Origin of the sequence: Streptomyces sp. CB03238 (assembly GCF_002099185.1) — a bacterium.
GTDB lineage: Bacteria > Actinomycetota > Actinomycetes > Streptomycetales > Streptomycetaceae > Streptomyces.
Map to the genome: position 1 here is coordinate 401,957 of NZ_NBCN01000007.1, position 21,528 is coordinate 423,484.

The following is a 21,528-nucleotide window of genomic DNA, read 5'->3' on the forward strand; positions in this document are numbered from 1 at the left end:
CCGTCAGCCGGTGCCGGACGGCACCCGCAGTGACTCCAGGAACTCCCGGTCCAGGTGGGCCCGTTCCCCGTCGCCGCCGATCACCTCCACCGTCCGGCCGTCCAGTTTCGGCTCCTGGGCGCGTGTCTCGACCGTGCACAGCAGCCACAGGCCGTGCGGCGCGTCGGCGGGGCGGCGGGCCGCGTTCTGGAGCCGGACCAGGAAGGCGTGACCGCCCTCGTCCCAGTACCGGGCGACCAGGCCGGCGTCGTGGAGGAACAGCACGGTGCGCGGCGCGTCGGCGCGGGCCAGCACCGCCTCCTCCACGCGCTGCCACACCACCCGAACGAAGGATGCCAGCCCCGGCTTGATGTTGCCGGGGGTGGAGAGGCTGTCGGCGCGCAGGACCTTCTGCCAGTCCTGTCCCTTCTCGGCAGCCAGGGCGCGGAAGGCAGTGAGGAACACGTCCGACAGGTCGACGGCCTTGACCAGGAAGACGGATGCCACGGTCTCCGCCGCTCCCGCGAACGCGGTCGCCTTCACCGTGAGGGCGAGGAACCCGCCCCGCTCCGCCACGGCGGTGAGCCGCTCCCGCAGCGGGCCGTGCGGGTCCTCCCGGTCGGCCCGGGTGACGGGGGTGGGCGGCTGGTAGCTGGTGAGGGCGCCGGTGGAGCTCCACGGGCCCCTCGACTCCGGCGCCCTGGGGAAGAACTTCTCCGCCTCGTCGTCGTACACGAGGTCGAAGCGCGCCCCTTCCAGGGCGTCCAGCAGTTCCACATGGGTGGGTTCCCGGGAGCCCGATACCAGGTCCAGGGCGGGGAAGCGGGCACGCAGCCGGGCCACCAGCTCACCGACGGTGATCCCCCGGTCGCGCCGGACACCCGCTCCCGCCTGGGAGATGCGCAGCGCCCGTTCCAGGCTGAGGTCACGCGGGTACAGCTCCAGCCGGGGCGTGGCCGCGACGCCGGGGGCCGTCGCGGCGGCCAGGGACACCAGGCGGGTGTCGGCCAGCGGGGCCAGCCCGTCGGGTGCGGGCACGGACCGCAGGACGCGGAGGACCTCGCCGCGGCCGGGTAGCGGGTCCTGCCGCGCCAGGCGTTCGGCCGCCTGGCCGAGGAGCGCCGCGTACTCCGCCAGCTCCCGCGGGCTGGGATCGTCCGCGCCCGGCAGGGACTCGGCGGCGAGCAGGACCGTGTCGCCGCGCCGGTGCACGGCGAACCTCGGCTCGTGCTGCTCCGCGGGTTCCTCGTCCAGGCGTTCGGCGGTTTCCGCGTCGGCCGCGGCACGTACGACGGCCAGGGCCCTGGCGAGCGTCCGTTCAGGCGTGTCCGACCCTGCGCCGTGCCGGGCCCGGAGTTCGGCCGCGGCCTCGTCGGCGGTCATCACCCTGCCCACGGCCTGGACGATCTCGGTCAGCTCAGTGCGGACCGGGGCCAGCCAGTCCGCCTCCGCCCACCTCCTGATCTCACCCCGGTGGTGGCGGGAGACGGAGGTCTGCTTGATGCCCAGGTGGTCGGCGATCCGGGCCTGAACGGGCCAGGTACCGAGAGGGGACAGCCCGCCGTCGTCCGTGGGCAACCCGAGAGTGAGGCGTACGACCTCGGCACGGTGGGAACCCTTCCGGCCCGGCTCGGGAGCGAGGAGCGCAGCCATGTCGTCTATCGACAGGATGCGGGCCTCGCCGGAGCCGTGGGCGGACTGCTCCAGGGCGGCTTCGTCCGGCGCCTGCCGGCGGGATGCGTACGGCGCCGCCGGGCGAAGCGCGGATGCCCACTGCTTGCGGCGCCGGTTGAGTTCCTTGCGGACGAGGGCGCCCGCGCCGCGGGCCTTGGAGATGGCGTACGGCTGGATGTCCAGCAGCTCCCCGACCGTCGTCGCGCCCAGTCCGCCCGCCACCGACACGGCGCGCGGGGACAGGCCCGCGGCCTCCAGCGGCGTCGTAAGGTCGGCCGCCGTGGCGGCGCGGTCACGGGCCTCCTCCGGGTCGTCGGACGAGGTGCCTACGGTGGAGGGGGTCGTGGCGGGCGCGGTCGCGTCGGCCGCCCGGAACACCTCACGCCAGGCGTCCCACATCTGCCGCAGCGTGTCGAAGCGCTGCTCGGTGTCGCGATGCAGCGCACGCTGGAAGAAGGCGGTAAGTCCTTCGCGCAGCGCGGGCTCAAACAGTTCGGTGGCGACGTGGAGTTCGGCCGACTCGTTGGTCAGCGGGTCTAGTTGCCCCTCGCCCCACAGCGGGCGCTCGCCGCTCGCCATCTCGTGGAGGGTGACAGCGGCGGCGTACCGCTCCGCGTGGTCGTCGTAGTGGGCGCGGCGCATCGAGCCGAGGAACGGGTCGAGGTAGCCGCGCGTGCCGGCCTTCACATCCCGGTCGGAGGCGTCCGTAAGAGAGAAGTCGAACAGCTTGAGCTGCCAGGTGCGGTCCTTGCGGCGCTGGATGCCGAAGTTGTCCGGTTTGATGTCGCGGTGGCGCACACCCTGAGCGGCGAGCTGGTCCAAGGCGTGAAACAGATCGTCCGCGAAGCGCTCCAGCTCGTGGTAACTGAGCCGCCCTTTGCCCCGCAGTCGCTCACCCAGCGACTGCTCGCCGGCGTACTCCAGCTCCAGGACGGTCCGCCTGCCGAGCTCCCGCAGTCCCTCGCCGCGCAGCTGGACGACAGAGCCTCCGCCGACATTCCGCAGCGCCCGTTCCTCGGCACGCAGCCGCCCCGCCTTCTCCTCGTCGAGGGCGACCTTGAAGACGTGCTCGTCGATCTGGGTGCGGCCGTCCTCGTCCTCGGTGGCCCGCTCCACGAGCAGGGCGCGGGCGGTGGCGCCGGTACCCAGGACACGGCGTACCGTCCACTCGGCGTCGAGCGACTGCCCGGGCACCGCCTCAAGCGGGTCGACACAGGCCGCCGCCGGTGAGTCCGGGAGGATACTGGCGCGTTCCGCCTCGTCCAGCAGGTCCAGGAACGCCTCGGCCGAGCCGAGCCGCTCGTTGACATCGGCCCGGGTCGCCCGGAACACCAGGTCGTCGAGGGCGTCGGGCAGGCCATCGGTCACCGCGAACAGGCGCAGCCCGCCGTCGCTGCGAAGGCGTTCGGCCAGGCCGCTGCGCTGGGTGGCCGGCGGCCGACCAGTGAGGATCAAGTAGGCGAGTGCGCCGAGACCGAAGATGTCCAGGTCGGCGGGGTCCGCGTACGGCTGGTCCGACTCGGGGGCGAGGTAGACGCGGGCCGCGTCCTCGATCAGGGCGGCGTCGAGGGCGGAGCCGCCGATGGAGCGGAAGAACGTGGCGTTGCTGTCGAAGTCCCGCGCTGCCGTCTGCCAGTCGGTGATCCGCAGCTCGGGGTTGGCCCCGTCGGCCCGGAACGACACGTACACGGAGCGGGCCGCGAGCGCCCGGTGGTAGAGCGAACGGTTGTGCGCGTAGCGGACCGCCTCGGCGAGCTGCCGGACCAGGTCCAGGCGGATCTCGGGCGTGAGCCTGCCGCCATAGGTGTCCAGGTACTGGTCGAGGCGGAGATCGCCGTGGCGGTGGCGGAAGAGGATCGCCGGTCCGCCCTGGTGCTCGCGGTAGTCGAGCGCGTCGACGATGCCGCGGTGGGTGATGCCCTGCAGCACCTGGTACTCGCGGCGCGCGGCGCGTTCGGTGGCTCTGCGGGCCGCCTCCGTCGCCATCTGGCTCACCAGATAGATGCGGACCCGGCCCTCCTCCTGGACGAGACCGTCGTCCCGGGTAGCCAGGCGGTCCTCCCAGGACGGTCCGGCGTCCAGCGGGTGCGGCTCCATCTTCCAGGCGTCGCCGAAGCGGAGGTTGGCCGCGGACTGGCGGATCCCAATCGCTTTGAGCAGCTGTGGCAGGGTGTGCCGGGCGAACTCCGGCGTGATGCGCCGGTCGGGACGGTCCGGGGGCAGACCGAGGAAGTCCTGCCAGATCCGCTTCAGGCCGCTGCCGCCGTCGTCACGGCCATAGACCTTGATCTGCTGGACCTCGTCCAGGTGGCTTTCCAGGTCGGGCGACGACAGGAACACGGCGGGCTCGACCCGCGGGACCACCCGCTCCGACAGGCCCAGTTTGCGGGCCGCCCACTGGAGCTGGCTCTTCAGCTCCTTGGACTTCAGGTCGGTCAGGTGCAGGGGGTTGTTGATGGTCCGCATGCGGTCAGGTCCCTGGAAGTTCCAGGTCGACCCGGTGTTGCGGAGCTGCCCCGGATGCCCCTTGATCTCAATGAGGAAGAGACCGGCGGGAACGGCGATCAGCAGATCGCACTCGTTGACGCGGCCGGACATCGCGGTGAAGGAGAACGTGGCCCAGGCGCGGAAGGGCTCGGCCTGCGGCATGAGAGCCCGCACATGGTCCAGCGCGTCCTGCTCCCACGGGTACGGCGAGGGACGCTCCTGGAACCACTGCCGTGCGGGGCGCGGCGGGCCCGGCTTGAGTGCGCCGGGCCTCGGTGCCGATGTGCCTGAATGAGCTGTCACCGTCCGGCCTCCCCAGGCTTTCCTCACGGACCACGATGCAAAAGTGCCTGGTCGAGCCTATCGCGCGCAGAAGCAGCCGAAGCCGGTTTACGGCGGGAGCAGAGCCCTGGCCAGGCACAAGCCAGGCGGCATTTTCAGCCACTCACCGGTGGCGGGGCGAACGCGCGGCGTAACCTCGCAGACATGGAGCCTCCCTCATCCGGCGCAGCGCAGGACGCCGCAGGGCAGAACGCCTAGCGCGGGATCCTGCAGCCCAGGACGCTCACAGCGAAGCACGCCGGCGACTGGACGCGTACAGCTATCTCAGCGCGCCCGAGCGGCTGGAGCACATCGCGATCATGCAGGTCTTCTGCGGGACACTGCTGGCGGACCTGGCCGTCCCGGACGTCCTTGCGAAGCTGCGCCAGGCCGACGGCCCTGCCGTCGGGCTCGACGCCGACTCCCTTACTGTCCGGCTGCAACAGCTGGCGCGGTGGGGCAATCTGCTGCGCAGCAGCCACACCGTGAAAGCGTCCAGCATCAGCGAGTACCAGCGGTCCCGCGCTCGCTACCAGCTGTCGAAGCTGGGCAAGCGCATCCAGCGGGACGCCGATGGCGCCCTGGCTGAGGCCGATGCCGCCCGCGAGGTGAGCAACGAACTGCTCGCACTGGTCGAGCGGGGACTCAGGGAACTGGCCGAGCTCGTGACCGCGCCCGGCGGCATTGAGCCCCAGGACGGGCTGGAACGGGTCAGCACGCGGATGGAGATCCGCGCCGAGGGAGTGGCGCTGGTGGACCCCGCGGACGAGCTGACGGATCTGTACCTGTCCGGCACCGGGACGGTGGCGCAGGCCGCGCTGCTGCTGGTGGAACGGCTCGCCAGCATGGTGACTGCGATCCCCTCGTGGCGCCCGCGGTGACCAAGACCTCTGTGTCGGGGCGACGATGGTTGTCTCGAGTCCGTCCAGCCTTCGGTTCAACAGCGGCCTGGCGTTCACATCGCCATCGTCCTCACTCAGGTCCCCACAGATTCTCCGGCAACCATCCTGACGCGTGGCCTGGTCGTCACCTCACGCGGTTGTGGGATCGCAGGGGGGCGAGTGGGGTGTACGTGCTCCTCGCCGGGCTCCGCCTCCTGTTCCAGGACAACGTCGGCCTTCGCCGCGATGTCGCGCAGGAGCGCGTCCTTCAGGTCATGCAGGGTCGCGACCTTGGAGACCAGCTGCCTGGCGACGGTGTGCAGCGGGTCGGCCAAGGCGTGGAAGCGGGCGCGGGTGGAGGAATCGGGCCACGTGACGCTCAGGCGAGAGAAGGCACGTGCGGAAATCTCCCGGGCGTTGCGTCCCTGAGCCGCCTGCGTGATGTCACTGCTCCGGTTTCTCAGCTCGTGGAGCAGCCACCAGCCGTCCGTGTCGTCCACGGGCCGCACCGCCAGTACGCATCTGGTGGGTGTCGCCGGGTGCTGTGTCACGGCGATGTGTGCTCCATCGGGGCGGGTGCTCAACATGAAGGTGCCAGGTGGCCACACTTCCGTGGCGTCCGCCGGGCTGCTCAGGCGGAACCGCTCCACGTGAGGCACCGTGAGGCCGAAGAGATCAGTCGGGGTGATCGCGTCGACGCCGAGGCTATTTGAGTGAGGGGCGAGCGCACGCGCGGAACCCGTACCCGTCTTCGCTTTGGCGACTTCGCGAAGCGGCCGTTTCTCCCATGCCGCAGTTGTGGAGCACCAGTCGTCGTTGATCGCGTCGGCCAGTTCCACCGCGTCGCGTGCGGCCTCCCCGTGAAGGGTGATCAACTCCTCCAGGAGGCTGAAGGCCCGGTGGTACGTGGCGACCACGTCCGGCGGGGGGAGCGGGAACTGCATGCGGCGGAGAGTGTCCAGGCTCACGGTGGGCTCGACGTGTGCCGTCACGTCCTCGTCGATCCGGGCCTTCGCTGTGGGCGTCTGCAGCCAGATGCGAAGCCATCTCACGACGTGCGGGGCCGCGCGGATGATGCCGATCGACCTGGTCGCGGTCCATCCCGCGTACTCGGCGGTGACGACCGCGGTGTCGCCCGTCCGCCTCACAAGTACGACAGCCAGGTCGCCCTCCTTGAGGGTCGCCCGGCTGGGGGGGCTGTCCCCAGGGTTGCGCCCGCCGGTGCGGGGCGACTGAATCCTCCCGTCTCTGACATGCGTCGAGCTCACGATGCCCGCCTGTTCGGGCGCGTCGTCGTCGAGGAGGCCGGACGTGGTGTACATGTCCTTCGGGTGGAAATCGGCGATGGCGGTCGCCTGCCATGCTTCGGTGCTGGTGCTGTCGCGGTGGGCCGCCGAAGTCATCAGATCTCCTCCAGTACGTCCAGCAGCCGCGACTCGAGTTCGTGCCCACGGCTGAGCTTCTCGACCAACTCGTGCTTCAACTGGTTGATCCGGCTCAGCGTGTCGCGTTCGAGACCGGGGGACTCTACGGCGTACGAGGTGGGCATGAGCTCGTGCCGGCGCCGGGTGATCTCCTTGATCGAGCAGCCGCGAGACCAGCCGGGCTCGTCGAGGTAGGGCATGGCCGCGTCCCCGTCCACCACGGCACCGCGCCAAGCCGCCAGGGTGCCCAGGCATTCGCGCCGTGTGGACGTCGCCCAGCCGCCGCGCACTCGACTTCGCAACGCGCTCGAAGGACCGCCGCGCGTTGATGAACAGCACTTGTCCGCGGCGGTCGATGGTGCCCCAGCCGGGTTGTGCCTGCTTGTCCTTGTTCAGCACCCACAGGCAGGCGGTGGCATCGGTATGGCCGAACACGCGGGGCGGCAGTGCGATCACGCACTCGACGAGGTCGGCTCGTAGCAGCCGTTCGCGCAGCCTTTGTGTGGAGGGCTGGGAGCTCTTGGCCACGCTGTCGGCCATCAGGAAGGACGCGCGGCCTCTCGGAGCCAGAGCGTGCGCGATGTGCAGGATCCAGGCGACGTTGCCGGATCCCTTGGGCGGAGGTTGCTCCGGCCATCGGGGATCGGAGGGGATGGAGCGACCGTGGCGGCTGCCCACGCCCATCTGGTTCTCCAGCACCCAGTCGTGCTGGTTGAAGGGAAGGTTGGCCAGGATGATGTCGTAGGGATCGGGCTCCGGCTCCGCGAGGCTGTCCCCGGGTGGGAAGATGTGCGCCTTGATGCCCCGCACGGACAGGTTCATGCGAGCGACCTGTGAGGTAGGGGCGTGCTGATCCCTTCCTCGCAAGGTCATGGCCGGAGTCAACCCGACGCATTCGCGGACGTAGCGGTGACTCTCGGCCAGCAGCCCGCCTGAACCGCATACGGGGTCCAGCACGCTGTGCCCGTCCTGCGGGGCGGCAGCGCCCACCATGAGGCGGGCCATGTCGCTCGGCGTGAAGTAGTGGCTTCCGCGGGCCTGCTCCGCCGAGAGGTCGCTCAAGCACAGGTCGAGCAGCGCTCCGACCTGCTGGGCGGAGCTGATCGCCAGGATGAGACCACGGAGCGGGTCGTCGGCGCCGGGAGGCGGAACGGGCATCGAGTCCCTCGTACCTGTGTCGTCGAGACCAATGCCAGGCGCCGCGAGCCAATGGGCGAGGCACCCGCTCACGGCAGCCCCGATCCGCGGGCTACGCTCCGCGGCCTTGCCCTGCAGCCACGACCACGTGGCAACACCGGACCTCGGGGCAGCGTGCGCGGTCCGGCTCAGGTAGAGCAGCCCGAGGACGAGGCGGGCCGAGTCATGGGCGTTCATCAAACGGGACAGGCGTGCCCGGTGGTGGCGCACCTCTGCAAAGACCTTGAGCGCGGCAGAGTCCTCCGCACCCGCACCCCCACGGGAGGCTCCCATGGCACTCACGAGCCCACCACGCCCAGGCAGACCATGACCCCGAGAACGAGCGTCAGGGCGCCGGCGAAGGTCGTCACTCCGGTCTTGAGCGCCATCGTGGGCCTTCCGCCCTCCACCACAGCCACGAGACTGCCGGCGAGAGCTGCCACCAACGCCGCGAGGACCGCGATGATCACATACATCGACTTCTGCTGCACGTGCTTCCTTCCCGATGCCAGGGGGATCTCGAAGAGTGCGAGCGAGCTACCCGATCCCCGGTGTCAGGTAGGACAGTAGAAGACGCGACACATGAGGAACTGAGTGCACGGAGTTTGGGATTTCCTCAGGGCCGAGCGGGGTTCTGACGGTCCGATAGAGGGTGCACTCTCTTTGGGATCTACGAGAGAGACCCGGCCAGGCTCCGTGATCGAGAGCCCGATCCACCCACCCGAAACGAGTAGGCGAAAGCGGATTGCCCCCCAACCCGACGGCACGCAACTCGGCTAGGTTCGGTTGGAGCGAGAGGCGCGCAAGTGGGTGGTACGCGCTGCGCGCCGGCCATGCGATGCGGGAATCGGAGGCGATCGCCTCGCCGTCGAGCTCCAGCGACGCGAGCATCGTCGCGGCGATTGCCTCCGTCGGAGGCGAAGCTCCGGTCGTAGGACTGGCACTGGTGGTCGCTGATGGCGGCACGCGATTCCGTGCCTGGGCCCGACGGGTAATGGTTGCCGTGGCCGTCGCGCAGTGCTCGTACAGCAGCCTCACGTACAGACAGGCCGGAGGGAAGCCCTGAGCCAAGTTGATCGCGCCCGTCGCTGCCGCCAGCGCCGACAGTCAGACGCCCTCTCGTTCATCATGCTGCGCCAGCTGGACTCGTAGCCGCTCAGCCTGAGCCTCTGCCTCGCTCAGCTGGCGTTCCAGGGCCACACGGGACGGTCGCGCCCGGCGTTCCGGCCCAGGCTTCGAATCGCGAGGGACGAGCCAGCCAACACGCTGGTAGGCGATGGTCTGGCGAGCGTTCGGGCAGGTGTAGCACGGCTGCTCTGGGCGCGGCATTGGCCAGCCGGCTGCCAGCATGCGGCGCATGTGCTCCCGTTGGTGCTCAGGTTGACACGTCGGATCTGACGCACACAGCCGCTCCCAATCCTCAGTCATTCGCTTCAACCTAGTGGTGTCCACCAGGCGGGGCCCGTCATCGGGCAGCCAGTCGAGGTCTGTTGCTACGGCACCTTCAACATGTCCGCAATCGAGCAGGACATGCCAGAACGCCGAAGTGTGCGGTTCGTCGTGGCGAATCTTGGACCAGGTGTCGGCGTCGTCGATCCATTCGGGGGGCTCGACAGGATCCGGTGGGAAGTCGATCTCTCGGCGGTCTCGCCATTCGACGATCGTCCGGTACGGGTCGTGTCCACTGTCGTCGTGGTGACAGTACAGCTGTCCTGTCGGCAAGGCTTCGCCGTCGCCGGGCGCGCGCCATCGCCTTTCACTTGGCGGGGTCTGGTCGTCGGGTGTCATGAGCTCGGTGATGCATGTGCAATCCAGCTGCACGCGCCACCGGTAGTACCGGGCGGGGTCGGGAGCGAAGAAGGGCCAGAGCGGCGCAGGGATCCGCTTGCGGCGCTCAGCGTTGAACTCCTCGTACTCGCGGAGAACATCCGCTCGTCGCCTCGCCCGGCCGGGAAGCCTGCGTGACACGGCCGGTGGGGGCGCATCCTCAACAAGGGCACTCATACTCAGCTCCTTTCGCCGGGCAACGCAACGTGGCCGACGCTAGGAGCTCTGAGACCGGACCCGCGGTGAATGGCGAAAGCTTCGCCCGAACGAAGGGGGGCGGCGGCACACCCCGCCCGGCCTGGGACACCCACCCGCCTGGGCATGTGCCGAGCCACCTCGGCGAACGTGCGCGCTTGACCCGGCGACGGTGCGTCTGCAACGCCTCGTTCGCAGAAATCGACCAGCGCACGAGCAGCCACTCTGGGAGAATCCTGGGAGACGATCTTCTCCCAGCCGCCCCCTCAGACCAACGCAGGCCCACGCATACCAAGCCTCTGACCTGCACTGTTGCCGAAATGGCCAGGCCGCGCCCCCTGCCGGACCTCATTCGGGACGAAGAGGTCGTGGGTTCAAATCCCGCCACCCCGACAGCTGAAACACCAGATCAGGGGCTTGATCCGCGAGAGCGGGTCGGGCCCCTGAGTGGTTTGCGGAGTGCTCTTGGGAGCCGTTTGCGAGCCGATCTCAGGATCCGGCTCCCAGAGGGCCGCCGATGAGACTGCCGAGCAGCGCCTCGACGAGACGCTTACTGAGACCGATGCCCATCAGGGCCTCCCCGCGGTCAAGCAGCGGGCTCCAGCCATGGGGCGATCTCCTCCGGTGGGTCGAGGAGCCTGAAGGCGCAGTCCCCCGGACGCCGTCCCAAGCGCTGAACCATCAGAGCGCCGAGGAGCGCGGCACCCGGGCCGCACACCGGTCCCGCCTCCGTGCCGACGTAAAAAAGGCCGTTCTCGTCCGGTTCCCGGTCCGCGTACTCTGCGCCGACGGCCAGCGCGAGACAGAAGCCGAGGAGATCGACACGGAGGCCGACGGGCAGATCTCCGCGAATGAACACCAGCGGGTGAGCCAGCCCCTCACTGTCGTAGCCGGCGGCTGCGACAGCCCCCAGCCCGTCAGGCAACGGGTACATCTCCTCAGGGATGTCCTCGACGACGCCCTTCAGGTAGATGTCAGCGAGCTTCAGCAGTTCCTTGAGGACTTCGTCGTCGCTTCGCCAGCCGTCCTTCGGCGCCCAGTTTCCGTCCCCGTAGAGATGCAGAACCTCGGCCGTCACGTCCGGCGGGTCTTCCAGTGCCATGTCCGACACGTCATCCGGTTCCTTCACCACTACGCCTTGCCCGTCGGGCTCCGGCCAAAGAAGCAGGAGAGGGGCGGGACGGTGAATGTAACGAGCGAGAAGCGACCGAATGCCGACCGACAGTTGCCGCTCGCTCAGACCGGGACGCACCAGCACGCAGAGCCGCCCCGAAAGGACGGTCAGTGCGGCCTGAATGCCGTGCTGCCCCAGGTCCATCTCCACTGCCCGGGCGTTCATCGTGTCCAGCAGGACGGGCAGCTCCAACGCCCAGGCGTCATGCGCTCGGATCCTGCGGCGCGTCTTGTCCGCAGTGTGGGTGCCCTCGGGTACGAGTTGCAGTGCTCGCTTGTGCATGAGGCTTCCTTCCGTCGTTTGACCCGGGTCACCCAGTCTTGGCCAGCTCCAAGACAAGGCAGGCGTAAAGTCATGAAATGCCATTTCGTGCGCATCGCGCCCGTCATGCTGAGCGGCGCCGGTTCCGTGCGAACGTCACGTCAGCTCCTCTGAAGTCCCTCTCAGGCGCCGGAGGAATCGCCCGGTGAGGGTTGTGCCGCCGCAGGTACAGACGGTACGACCGTGGCGTCCACCGCTCCCACCCTGCTTCGGCATGGTGATCAGGCTCCGGCCCTTGAGAGCACAAGCAGTGACAGTAGGTCCCGGGCTGTCTGAGATCAACGGCAGCTCGTCGGGCCGCGACGCGACCGTCAGCGGACAGCCCTGTGCCTGAGCGCCGAAGCCTGCTCCAGGTGAGTTCAGAGGTCACGGGGGCTTGCCGGGCCGTCGCGTTGGCCGGAAGTGCGTTGGTGGACCTGCGGGCCACGGACGAAGATCTTACTGTCTATGTCGCGAGTGATACTCAGACGGACCGCAGGAACGTATCTGCCAGGTGAGCCACGGGGGTTGGTGTGACGGGGTGGGACATAGATCCGATGGGCGTGCAGTCGGTGATCTCTCAGGTGAGGGAGGCCGCTGACGGCATGAACGCCGGGATCAAGCTGTACGGAGCATGCGTTCAGGGGGCGATGGCGTCGGCTGGCACGCTGGCCGTCGGCGGAGAGAGCGGCACCCAGGCGGCCGGTCTGGTGGCGGTAGCTCTGGGGGAGTTCGTCGAGGGGACGGAGCGGGACGTGGTGGCTCTGCCGCTGCGTGCCAGCAGGTCGGCGAACGGCGCGATCGAGGCGACCAATGCGTACCTCGCGGGAAGCCTGGAGCAGGCGTGGAACGCCCAGCGGCAGGCGACGCTGGCGCCTGATGTGACGGCGTTCCTGGAAGCCACTCGCAAGGGGGCGGGCGAGAAGTGATCGGCCCGGAGAAGATACCCACCTTCACCGGAGACCTGGGTGAGCTGCAGCGGGACATCATCGCTCTGCGGCAGGCGGCGAAGGCTATCCGCGACAACGGCAGCGACCTCCACACCCGCTTCCAGCACCTGAGCGCCTCGTACAAGGCTCCCGAGGCCGGGCAGCTCTTCGGCACGACACAGGCCGTGCAGGACACCTCGGGCTCTTTCGCCGGCCGGCTGGAGACGGTGGCCGGGGCTCTGGAGACGTACGCGGTCGAGGTCGTCGAGATCGTCAAGCAGCTGGAGATGCTGCGCTGGCAGGCCGGCAGGTTCGTGGAGTCGGTCAAGGACCAGGACGGACCGCTTGGGAACTGGCGCAAGGACGCGGACAAGGTCGCCGAGCACCAGGCGCTGTGGGACGGGGTGAACGCCGCAGTCGCCGCGTTCCAGCAGGCCGAGGTGACCTGTGCCGACAAGATCACCGCCCTGGTGGGCGGCACCCAGTGGCACATCAACGACGGCAGTCCGAAGCAGGAGAACCCCTACGGCTTCAGCGCCGAGCAGCTGTCCCAGGCCGACTCCCTTCCTTGGGGCAGCCCGGAACATCGCGAGGTCCTGCCGTTCGGGATCGACCACCACCTGCAGGAGTTCGGGGTCAGCCTGTGGGACAACGCTTCCGGTTCGGTCGAGGGACTCGTCGATCTGTTCAGTCCAGGTGAGGAGGGAGACGCCGCCCGTGAGGGACTGCTTCGGGTGATTGTCGGCGCTGAGGCGTACCTGGTCGACCCGCACGGCGACGCGAACCTCTCGCCGTTCATGAAGAAGTTCATGGGCGACAGCAAGCCGTACGCCAAGGAGTTCGCCACATCGTTCGTCGCCTGGGACGACTGGTCCACCAACCCCGGCAAGGCACTCGGCACGGTCGTCTTCAACGGCCTCACCCTGGGCGCCGGCCCCTTGGGCGCGGTCTCGAAAGCCGGCTCGGCGGCTGGCAAGGCCGGTGCCGGCTCACGGGTGGCCGGCACCTTCGCCAAAGTCGGCGAGGTCCTGGACCCGATCGGCGCAGCAGCCAGAATCGTCGGTGCAGCCACCCGCAAACTGCCCCGGGTGGCGGACCTCGTCGCCGGCGTACGAGGCGCCCCCGCGGCCGCCGCGGCCTCGGACGCCGCCCACAGCGTCCTCGAGTTCCCCGACGGCTCCCAGCTTCGCGTGCAGGACGGCCAGTTCACCCCCGGGAAGAAGGGCATACCCGACACCACCCCGGCACCCCACGAACCCGCAGCCGCAGACCGCGCACCCTCGGTCGAGGCGCCTCACCAGCGCGAGCTGGTCGGCGTGGGCGCCCGCACGCCGGATGCCACTGCACACGCGGGCGAGAACCTGCCAGCACACGCCGGCCACGAGCCAGTGGCCGGCAGTGGGGGAGGTTCGGCCAATGCGAATGGCCGCGATATCCCGAGGGGCGGAGCGGCATCAGCTCATGGGTCAAGTTCCGGGGCCTCGTCACCGGGCACAGGCTCAGCTGCGAATGGTGCGGGCGTCGCTGGCCGTGGCGGTTCTCAGGGGGCTTCTCCACTGGATCATGCGCCCGTCTCCGGGAGCACGCATGGAGATGGCTCTGGCGAGCAGGGGACCGGCGGTGACAACCGGCAGGGAGGGCCTGAGTCTTCCGCTCCTCATGAGCCGGAACACGGTCATAACGCCCCCGATGGGGACGGTCAGCCGTACGAGGGGCACGAAGAACCAACTGGCGACCGAGACAACGGCACTTCTCAAGAGTCGGGGCAGCGCGACCCAGGGGACGTCGAGCCCGACTTCACGCGCCCCTCACTACCACCGGGCCAGGCGGAGCTGTCTCTACGGGAGCTGCGCGCCGTTCGCGGATTCCGTGAAAGGTTCAACGCGGCGGAGGGGACGGCAAGGGAATGGTTCGACGCTGGTCCCGAGCGTCTATTCCCGGTTCCATTGAATGATCACCCGTACTATCCTGTGGAGCTGCCGGGCGGGCGGAAGGTCGACGCGCCTGTGGATCTGCCGGACGGACGGACCTTGGCCGTCGAGGTTAAGCACTACCTGGAGTGGCGCACGATCACACTGGCAGATGGAACCAAGCAGAGTGTCAAAAACGAGGTGCCGTTGGCCAAGGGCCTGATAGAGCAGATTAATAAGGACCTGGCGTTGCGGCGTTTGGATCCGGGCTACGACCCTCGCTGGGTATTTACCGACGCGCCACCTTCCCAGGCTCTACGGAATTATCTAACGCAAGCCCGTGTTATATTTGTTGAATACGGGCCAGCTCCCAAATAGCTGCTCATGGTGAAAGGTAAAAAAATGGCAAGGGCGGGTGCCCCCGAACCGGACCTCGAGCGGTGGATGGACGAGGGGCGTCGAGCGATCATCGACGTCGCCGATATGCTGGGAGTCCCTCCGAGTGTCTACGTCAATGACCCAATAAGCCTGATCCCAGCACTCCAAAATTATGTGTCGCGCCTTCCGCTCAGCCAGCTTGAGCAATCGGACTGGGTGACACTGCAAACCGACTTGATGGCATATGTCGCGGATTTTCTGATCCAGAAGCATGGCGCCCGATGGAATGTGGTGGATGACCCGACTGCACCTCGCGGTTACCGCTACATCATCGAGGCAGAGGGCCGCGATGGAGAGATCCACAGGATCGACCCTGTTGACGTCGTGCAGCTTGAATTTCGGAACCTTCCCATTGAGGTCATTCGGATGCTCGCCAGTGCGGAGCTGGCGTTGCACTTGACTCCGGAGATCCAAGAGGACTGATTTCCTGCCCGGTTCCCTTTCCTTCTATGCCGTGGGCATGGGCAGGGAAAACTTGCAATTGATGCATCGGTTCACTGTTGGTCTTTCCCGTCGGGTCGGCCCCACTGACTTCCTCCGGCGCCGACGGCCGGGAGCCGCCTGAAGGAATTTTGTGACACAGGACGTCATCGCCCTCACCCCACAGATGCCGGATGCCCGCAGCATGCTCGCCGGGCTGTACGCCGGAGGGCCCGATCTGCGGGTGAGCAGCAGCGCCGAGGGCGCTGTCGTCCATCTGCACGCGGAGGACGGACGGCCTGTCGTGACGGTCGACGTGCCACTGTTCGTGCAAGTGCCGGGTGAGGTGAGCCGGTTGCTCGGTACGGGTGTGGAGGCCGAGGCGCCGGTGTGGTGGACCGAGGTGCGGGCGACGACGTCGATTGCGGAGGCCGGGCATCTGGCCGGGTCGGTGGCCGGGCGGCTGACATCGCTGCTGGGCGGGTCCACCTGGCCGCATGACGCCGCGCACACCAGCATCGTCGCCGTCCCCTCCGCGGACGGTGACGGCCCCGTCGACAGTCCGCTCGCGGTTGATGTCCTCACACCCCGGGCCGCCGTGATCCTCATGGACCGTCCGGTTGTCGCCGCGACCACCTGGCTCACCGACGTGATGCAGAGCACCATCCCGTCAGGACGCGAGCTGCAGATCGTCACCCCGCCCGGCACTCGGCTGACCCTGCCCACTCGCAAACTCCTGGCCAAGGTCCCGGGCCGCTGGGTCGTCCAGCACCCCGAGTGTGGCTACTACGACGGCCTCACCGGCGCCGTACTCCACTGGCACGAGGACCGCTTCGTCGAGGTGACACCGGCCGACGGCCGTACCCCCCTCGCGGACGCCTTTCAGACCGGCGCGCTCGCGCGAGACGAACAGCAACTGCACCTCTCCATCCGGACCATCCACCCCGCGACCGACGACCTCCTCCTCGGTGGCGCCCTGGAAGCCGCATGGCAGACCCTCACGGGCACCCCACCTGCCGGCTGGTCCTCCGCCGAACCCGTCAACCTGCCCTGGGCTCCAAGACAGCTCACCGAACTGGCCCGTACCCGTGCCCAGAAGTGCGTCTCGACCTGGCTGGTCGCCGTCGGCGCCCCCGACAGACCGGCGATCGCCACCTGCCGCGTGATCCACACTCCGGCGGGGATCGAGGAGCACATCAGCCTCGCTCTCGGCTACACCACGGACCGCATCGCGCCCCTCGATGTTCTTCCCGAGCTGGCCGAGACCCTCGCCACCCGGCACAATCTGACGTCGATGCTCACCCACCTGCGCCCCGCCCGCGCCGATCTGACCACACCGCCCCACCACGAGCCGCCCCCCGTCCCGCTCTCCTTCACCCTCGGCCCCGACGCTGTACACCGCCTCGGCCGCGCCCACGCCGAATCCGTACAGCACCCACGCTCGACACGCCTTGGCCCCGCCGGACGCCCCGCCATGCACTACACCCTCGGCGACGGCACCGACCCCTCCGCCTGGCACCATATCCAGCACCTCGACAACCGCCTGAAGGCCAGCCAGTGAATTTCCGGCGGAGGCTTGCCGGCAGGGGTAGGCATTACGTCACCAGCACCGCCATTCCGACGAAAGGCAGTCACAGTGATGGCAGACCATCCCTCAGCGCAGTAACCCTTCGCCGGATGCCGGGACAGCGTGCCAGCGTGCGTAAGCGGATAGAACACACCACCCACCACAGTCGGACTGACCGTCCCGCCGAGTGGCACTGATCAGGAGCAGAACAGCATCACGCGGCACGGTCGGACATCAACCGGCACGAACGGAAGGTCCAGCTTCCAGAGACACGGCCAGGCGTCCGGAGCACCGCCGAAGCGTTCGCCACCCCGACAGCTGAAACACCAGATCAGGGGCCTGATCCGCGAGAGCGGGTCGGGCCCCTGAGTGGTTTTCGGGAGCCCCGCGTCCGCGTCGGCCAGCGTGGTCGGTGCCCTTGGTGGCCGGGCTGAACCGTTCGCGGGCCTTCGCGGTGATCGCGCCTACGCCGGACGCCTCGTACCGACCCACGCGCCCTCCGCTCGCCGCGTCGTTCGGCACCGGTCCCTCCCCTCGTGGGGACCGGTGCCGAATCATACGGGCGGCGTCGATCCGTGCCGTGCCGGCGCGGATCGCGTAAGGGCCTGACCCGTGGTCTGCCATGGGCTGTCTGGGCGACGCCCGGGTAGATGCGCTACTGCGTCGAGATCCTGCCAGCCGTGGCTCCCACCGAGGAGGCTCCGGCATCGAGCCGGCGACTTAACCGCAGGTCAGCCATATAGGGTGTGTTTTCCGGTCCGGATGTCCAGGTGCGGGGGAAGTAAGGAGTGGAGACCTTGAGTTCCGACTCAGGGGCACGCACAGCCTTCGCGGAACGTCTTGCGCTGCTGTACAAGGAGGCCGGTAACCCGCCCCTCAAGCGCGTGGCCGAGACCGTCGTCCGGCTTCAGCGGGTCGACGAACGTGGGCGGCCAGTGCGGGTGTCCGCGCAGCGGATCAGCGACTGGCGACGGGCCAAGAACGTGCCTGCCCAGTTCGCCGCCCTCGCAGTAGTGCTGCACATCCTGATACCCGAGGCGCGGCGCTCGCGGCCCCAGCCCGTTTCCCCCGGCCTGTACGACCTGGCCCAGTGGCAGCGCCTGTGGGAGAGCGCGGTCGCCGACCCGGTCGGCGACCGCCCCCCGGCACCCGCGGAACCGGAGGAACGGCCCCCGGCCGAAGCCCCGGCCGTCCCCGGTGGTGTGTGCCCGTACCGGGGGCTGGCTCCGTACCGTCAGCAGGACGCCCGATGGTTCTTCGGCCGGGAGCGGAGCACGGACGCCCTCGTCGCTCAGCTCCGCGCGACGGAGAAGACCGGTGGCCTGGTCATGCTCGTGGGCGCCTCAGGGGCGGGGAAGTCCTCCCTGCTGAATGCCGGTTTGGTGCCCACCTTGCGGAACGGCGCGAGGGAGGTGCTCCAGCTCGTCCCGGGAGGCCGTCCTGCCGCGGAGCTGACCGACCGGATCCCTGAGCTCGCACCCGTCGTTGCCGCGGAGGAGCCCGGCACTCCGCGATTCGAGCACGCGGCGAGGGAGGCCTTCACCGCATGGGCGCGACGCCGGACGTCCGCCACCGCACGTCCCGTCGTCATCGTGGACCAGTTCGAGGAGGCGTTCACCCTCTGCTCCGACGAGGCGGACCGGCGCACGTTCATCCAGCTCCTCCACGCCGCGTGCACGCCCGCCGACTCGGGCGACCCGGCCCCCGTGCTCGTAGTCCTCGGCATACGCGCCGACTTCTACGAGCAATGCCTCTCGTATCCCGAACTGGCCGACGCGCTGCAGCACCGGCACATGGTGCTCGGGCCACTGACCACCACGGAGCTGCGCGAAGCGGTGACCGGCCCGGCCAAAGCCGTGGGTATGGAACTCGAACCGGGCCTGGCGGAGCTGATCGTCCGGGAAGTGAGCGCCGACGGCCCCCGCGGAGGGCACGGCGCGGGGGCGCTGCCGCTCCTCTCCCACGCCCTGCTCGCCACCTGGCAGCGGCGGAAGGCGGGAAGGCTGACACTGGCCGGTTACCGCGCGGCGGGCGGAATCCAGGGAGCGGTGGCGGCGACCGCCGAGCGGGCCTGGTCGAGCCTCGATCCGGCAGCACGCACGGCCGCGAGGCTGCTCCTGCTCAGGCTGGTCAGGCTGGGCGAGGACACCCAGGCCACCCGTAGGCGGGGTACGCGGCGCCAACTGGCGGAGGAGTCGACGGACCCCAACAAGACGGAAGAATCGCTCGAAGCACTGGTTCACGCCCGATTGGTGACACTCGACGCCGAGACCGTGGAGATCACCCATGAAGCGCTGCTCCACGCCTGGCCACGCCTGCGTGACTGGATCGACGAGGACAGGAACGGAAACCTGCTGCGCCAGCGGCTGGAGGAGGACGGCAGGGCGTGGGAGGGCGCGAACCGCGACACGTCGCTGCTCTACCGGGGTTCTCGTCTGGAGCAGGCCCACACGTGGGCGAAGTCTGCCGGTGACGCCTCGCTGACCCGGAGCGCGGTGGAATTCCTGGCTGCTTCGGTCAGGCTGCGCAGGCGCACGGTCTGGCTCAGCCGTGGTGCGGTGTCGGCTCTGGTCGTCCTGGCGATGCTGGCTGTCGGTTCGGCGGTGGTCGCGTGGCAGCAGCGGGACGATGCCGTCTTCGAGCAGGTGGTCGCCGAAGCCGATCGCGTCCAGTACACGGACCCGTCGTTGTCCGCTCAACTCGACCTGGTGGCGCACCGCTTGCGGCCGGACGACGAAGGCACGAGCAATCGGTTGATCTCGATCGTGAACTCGCCGCTGGCCACGCCGCTTCTCGGCCACACCGGCGCCGTCTACCTCACCTCGTTCAGCCCGGACGGGCGGGTCCTGGCCACCGCCGGCTACGACCGGACCGTTCGACTGTGGGACGTGGCGGATCCGTCTCGCCCGGAAGCATTGGGCAAGCCCCTGACGGGCCATACGAGTTGGGTGAGCAGCGCGGTGTTCAGCCCGGACGGCCGTACCCTCGCCAGCGCTTCGGACGACGGCACGGTCCGGCTGTGGGACGTACGCGATCCCGGCCGTCCGAAGCCGCTCGGCGCGCCCTTGACCGGTCACGACGGCACGATCTATCTGCTCGCGTTCAGCCCGGACGGGCGCACCCTGGCCTCCGCCAGTGAAGACCGCACCGTCGGGCTGTGGAACGTGGCCGACCCGCGCCGCCCCAAGGCGCTCGGCGCCTTGACCGGCCACACCGACGCCGTGCGCTCCATAGCGTTCAGCCCCGACGGGCGGACGCTGGCAGCCGGTGGCGACGACGACACGATCAGGTTGTGGGGCATGGCCGATCCGCGTCGTCCGACGCGAATCGACACGGTGCTGACCGGCCACGCGGGCACGGTGCACTCCGTGGCCTTCAGCCCCGATGGCCGCACGCTCGCCAGCGGCAGCGCGGACGACACCATCCGGCTGTGGAACGTGGCCGACCCACGTCACGCGGTACCGCTCGGCGCGCCGCTCACCGGCCACACCGGTCGCGTATGGTCCGTGGCCTTCAGCCCCGACGGAACCATGCTCGCCGCCGGCAGCGCGGACAGCACGGCGACCTTGTGGAACGTCAGCGATCCGGCATACCCGTCCCAGGTCGGCGAGCCCCTGGCAGGGGGCAGCGGCGAGATGTACGCCGTGGGCTTCAGCCCGGACGGCCGAACCCTCGCCACCGGGAACGGCGACAACAAGGTCCGCCTGTGGTCGATACCGACGTCGGACATGATCGGCCGGATCGGAGCGTTCCGCCCGGACGGGCGGGTGCTCGCCACGGCCGCGCGTGACGGAAGGGTTCGGCTGTGGAACGTGGAGACCCCCAAGCGGCCCGTCGCGCTGGGCAAACCGTTCATGCCCGGGGAGGGTGACGTGCGTTCGCTGGCGGTCTCCCCCGACGGCCGCTCACTGGCGGTGTTGACGGGAAGCCGCGCAGTGCAACTGTGGGATGTCACCGACCCGACTCGGCCTGTTCCTCATGGGCCGCCCGTCGCGCTGCGGACGCGGTTCGCCGGCCCCGGCGCGCTGGCGTTCAGCCCGGACGGCCGCACGCTGGCAACCGCCCATGACGACCGCACCATACAGTTGTGGAACGTCAGCGATCCGTCCCGCCTCCGTCCCCTCGGCGCGCCGCTCACCGGCCACAAGGGCTACGTCAACGCCCTCGTCTTCAGCCCGGACAGCCGCACTCTCGCCAGCGGCAGCGCGGACGACACCATCCGGCTGTGGAACGTGGCCGACCCGCGTCATGCCGCCCAGCTCGGCGCGCCGCTCAGGGGACACCTCGGCCCCATCAACGCGCTCGCCTACAGTCCGGACGGCCATACCCTGGCCAGCGGCAGCGACGACAACACGGTCCGGCTCTGGAACGTCACCGACTCCCGCAAGGCGACCCGGCTGCGCTCTCCCCTCACCGGCCACACCGAAGCGGTCGTGTCGCTCACGTTCAGCCCGGACGGCAGCACCCTGGCGAGCGGTGGCAACGACAACACGGTCCGGCTCTGGAACGTCACGGTCCCGTCCAAGACCGCTCCGATCGGCCAATCGATGAGCCCCAACGCCAAGACAGGCAATTTCCTGTCGTTCAGCCCCCGAAGCCACATGCTCGGAGTGTCGAGCGGGACCGACACCGTCCGGCTGTGGAATCTCGACGTCGACGAGGCCATCAGCCGCATTTGCTCGACCACTCGGGGCGTTCTGACGCCGGAAAAGTGGCACGAGTATCTGCCCCGCCTCTCGTACGCGCCTCCGTGCGATGAGTAAAGGAGCCTGCGTGATCCCGGTCACAGACCGTTACAGCTGAGCATTCGACTCCCGCCGCACAGG

Annotated in this window: 11 protein-coding genes and 1 pseudogene; 6 read left to right on the top strand and 6 right to left on the bottom strand. The window is 69.1% G+C overall.

Going from position 1 to position 21,528, the window contains the following annotated elements; genetic code table 11:
* Positions 1-3 precede the first annotated feature (3 nt).
* On the bottom strand, positions 4-4,443 hold the full coding sequence (gene pglW / locus BKD26_RS14965; RefSeq protein ID WP_084898317.1) for a BREX system serine/threonine kinase PglW: 4,440 nt from the start codon (positions 4,441-4,443) through the stop codon (positions 4-6).
* A 284-nt stretch (positions 4,444-4,727) separates the two neighbouring features.
* On the opposite strand from pglW, the gene BKD26_RS14970 reads away from it, so the two are divergent.
* Entirely contained in the window at positions 4,728-5,342 is a 615-nt protein-coding gene (locus BKD26_RS14970) for a DUF2397 family protein (RefSeq protein WP_277622388.1), read from the top strand.
* Positions 5,343-5,437: 95 nt separating this feature from the next.
* Here BKD26_RS14970 and BKD26_RS41305 read toward each other — a convergent pair whose 3' ends face one another.
* The 5 genes and pseudogenes from BKD26_RS41305 to BKD26_RS14995 all read right to left on the bottom strand — a co-directional run bounded on the left by BKD26_RS41305 (position 5,438) and on the right by BKD26_RS14995 (position 11,420).
* Complete coding sequence (locus BKD26_RS41305) at positions 5,438-8,236, bottom strand: N-6 DNA methylase (RefSeq protein ID WP_241518681.1); 2,799 nt, start codon at positions 8,234-8,236, stop codon at positions 5,438-5,440.
* A gap of 5 nt (positions 8,237-8,241) precedes the next feature.
* Complete coding sequence (locus BKD26_RS14985; RefSeq protein ID WP_084898318.1) at positions 8,242-8,433, bottom strand: hypothetical protein; 192 nt, start codon at positions 8,431-8,433, stop codon at positions 8,242-8,244.
* A 428-nt stretch (positions 8,434-8,861) separates the two neighbouring features.
* Positions 8,862-9,049, bottom strand: a pseudogene (locus BKD26_RS41310) (aminotransferase); the annotation flags it as partial.
* Complete coding sequence (locus BKD26_RS39770; protein WP_143662653.1) at positions 9,050-9,946, bottom strand: hypothetical protein; 897 nt, start codon at positions 9,944-9,946, stop codon at positions 9,050-9,052.
* Between the two features lie 604 nt (positions 9,947-10,550).
* Entirely contained in the window at positions 10,551-11,420 is an 870-nt protein-coding gene (locus BKD26_RS14995) for a hypothetical protein (protein ID WP_084898319.1), read from the bottom strand.
* Positions 11,421-11,971: 551 nt separating this feature from the next.
* Between BKD26_RS14995 and BKD26_RS15000 the strand changes: the two genes are divergently transcribed.
* The 5 genes from BKD26_RS15000 to BKD26_RS15020 all read left to right on the top strand — a co-directional run bounded on the left by BKD26_RS15000 (position 11,972) and on the right by BKD26_RS15020 (position 21,465).
* Positions 11,972-12,367: a DUF6507 family protein gene (locus BKD26_RS15000; protein WP_084898320.1), complete on the top strand. Its 396-nt coding sequence runs from the start codon at positions 11,972-11,974 to the stop codon at positions 12,365-12,367.
* Positions 12,364-14,655 (top strand): hypothetical protein, encoded by a 2,292-nt coding sequence (locus BKD26_RS15005; RefSeq protein ID WP_084898321.1) that lies wholly within the window; start codon positions 12,364-12,366, stop codon positions 14,653-14,655. Before BKD26_RS15000 ends, BKD26_RS15005 begins: the two co-directional genes overlap by 4 nt.
* Before the next feature lie 6 nt (positions 14,656-14,661).
* Positions 14,662-15,138 carry a hypothetical protein gene (locus BKD26_RS15010; protein WP_241518664.1) on the top strand — a complete coding sequence of 159 codons (477 nt, stop codon included), beginning with the start codon at positions 14,662-14,664 and terminating at the stop codon, positions 15,136-15,138.
* 151 nt (positions 15,139-15,289) lie between these two features.
* Positions 15,290-16,696 (top strand): DUF6177 family protein, encoded by a 1,407-nt coding sequence (locus tag BKD26_RS15015; protein ID WP_179166546.1) that lies wholly within the window; start codon positions 15,290-15,292, stop codon positions 16,694-16,696.
* Positions 16,697-17,490: 794 nt separating this feature from the next.
* Positions 17,491-21,465 carry a hypothetical protein gene (locus BKD26_RS15020; protein ID WP_084898323.1) on the top strand — a complete coding sequence of 1,325 codons (3,975 nt, stop codon included), beginning with the start codon at positions 17,491-17,493 and terminating at the stop codon, positions 21,463-21,465.
* Positions 21,466-21,528 lie beyond the last annotated feature (63 nt).

Coding starts and splice junctions, on each gene's coding strand:
- BKD26_RS41305 (WP_241518681.1), bottom strand. CDS start 8,236: ATGGGAGCCTCCCGTGGGGGTGCGGGTGCGGAGGACTCTGCCGCGCTC.
- BKD26_RS39770 (WP_143662653.1), bottom strand. CDS start 9,946: ATGAGTGCCCTTGTTGAGGATGCGCCCCCACCGGCCGTGTCACGCAGG.
- BKD26_RS14995 (WP_084898319.1), bottom strand. CDS start 11,420: ATGCACAAGCGAGCACTGCAACTCGTACCCGAGGGCACCCACACTGCG.
- BKD26_RS15010 (WP_241518664.1), top strand. CDS start 14,662: ATGGTGAAAGGTAAAAAAATGGCAAGGGCGGGTGCCCCCGAACCGGAC.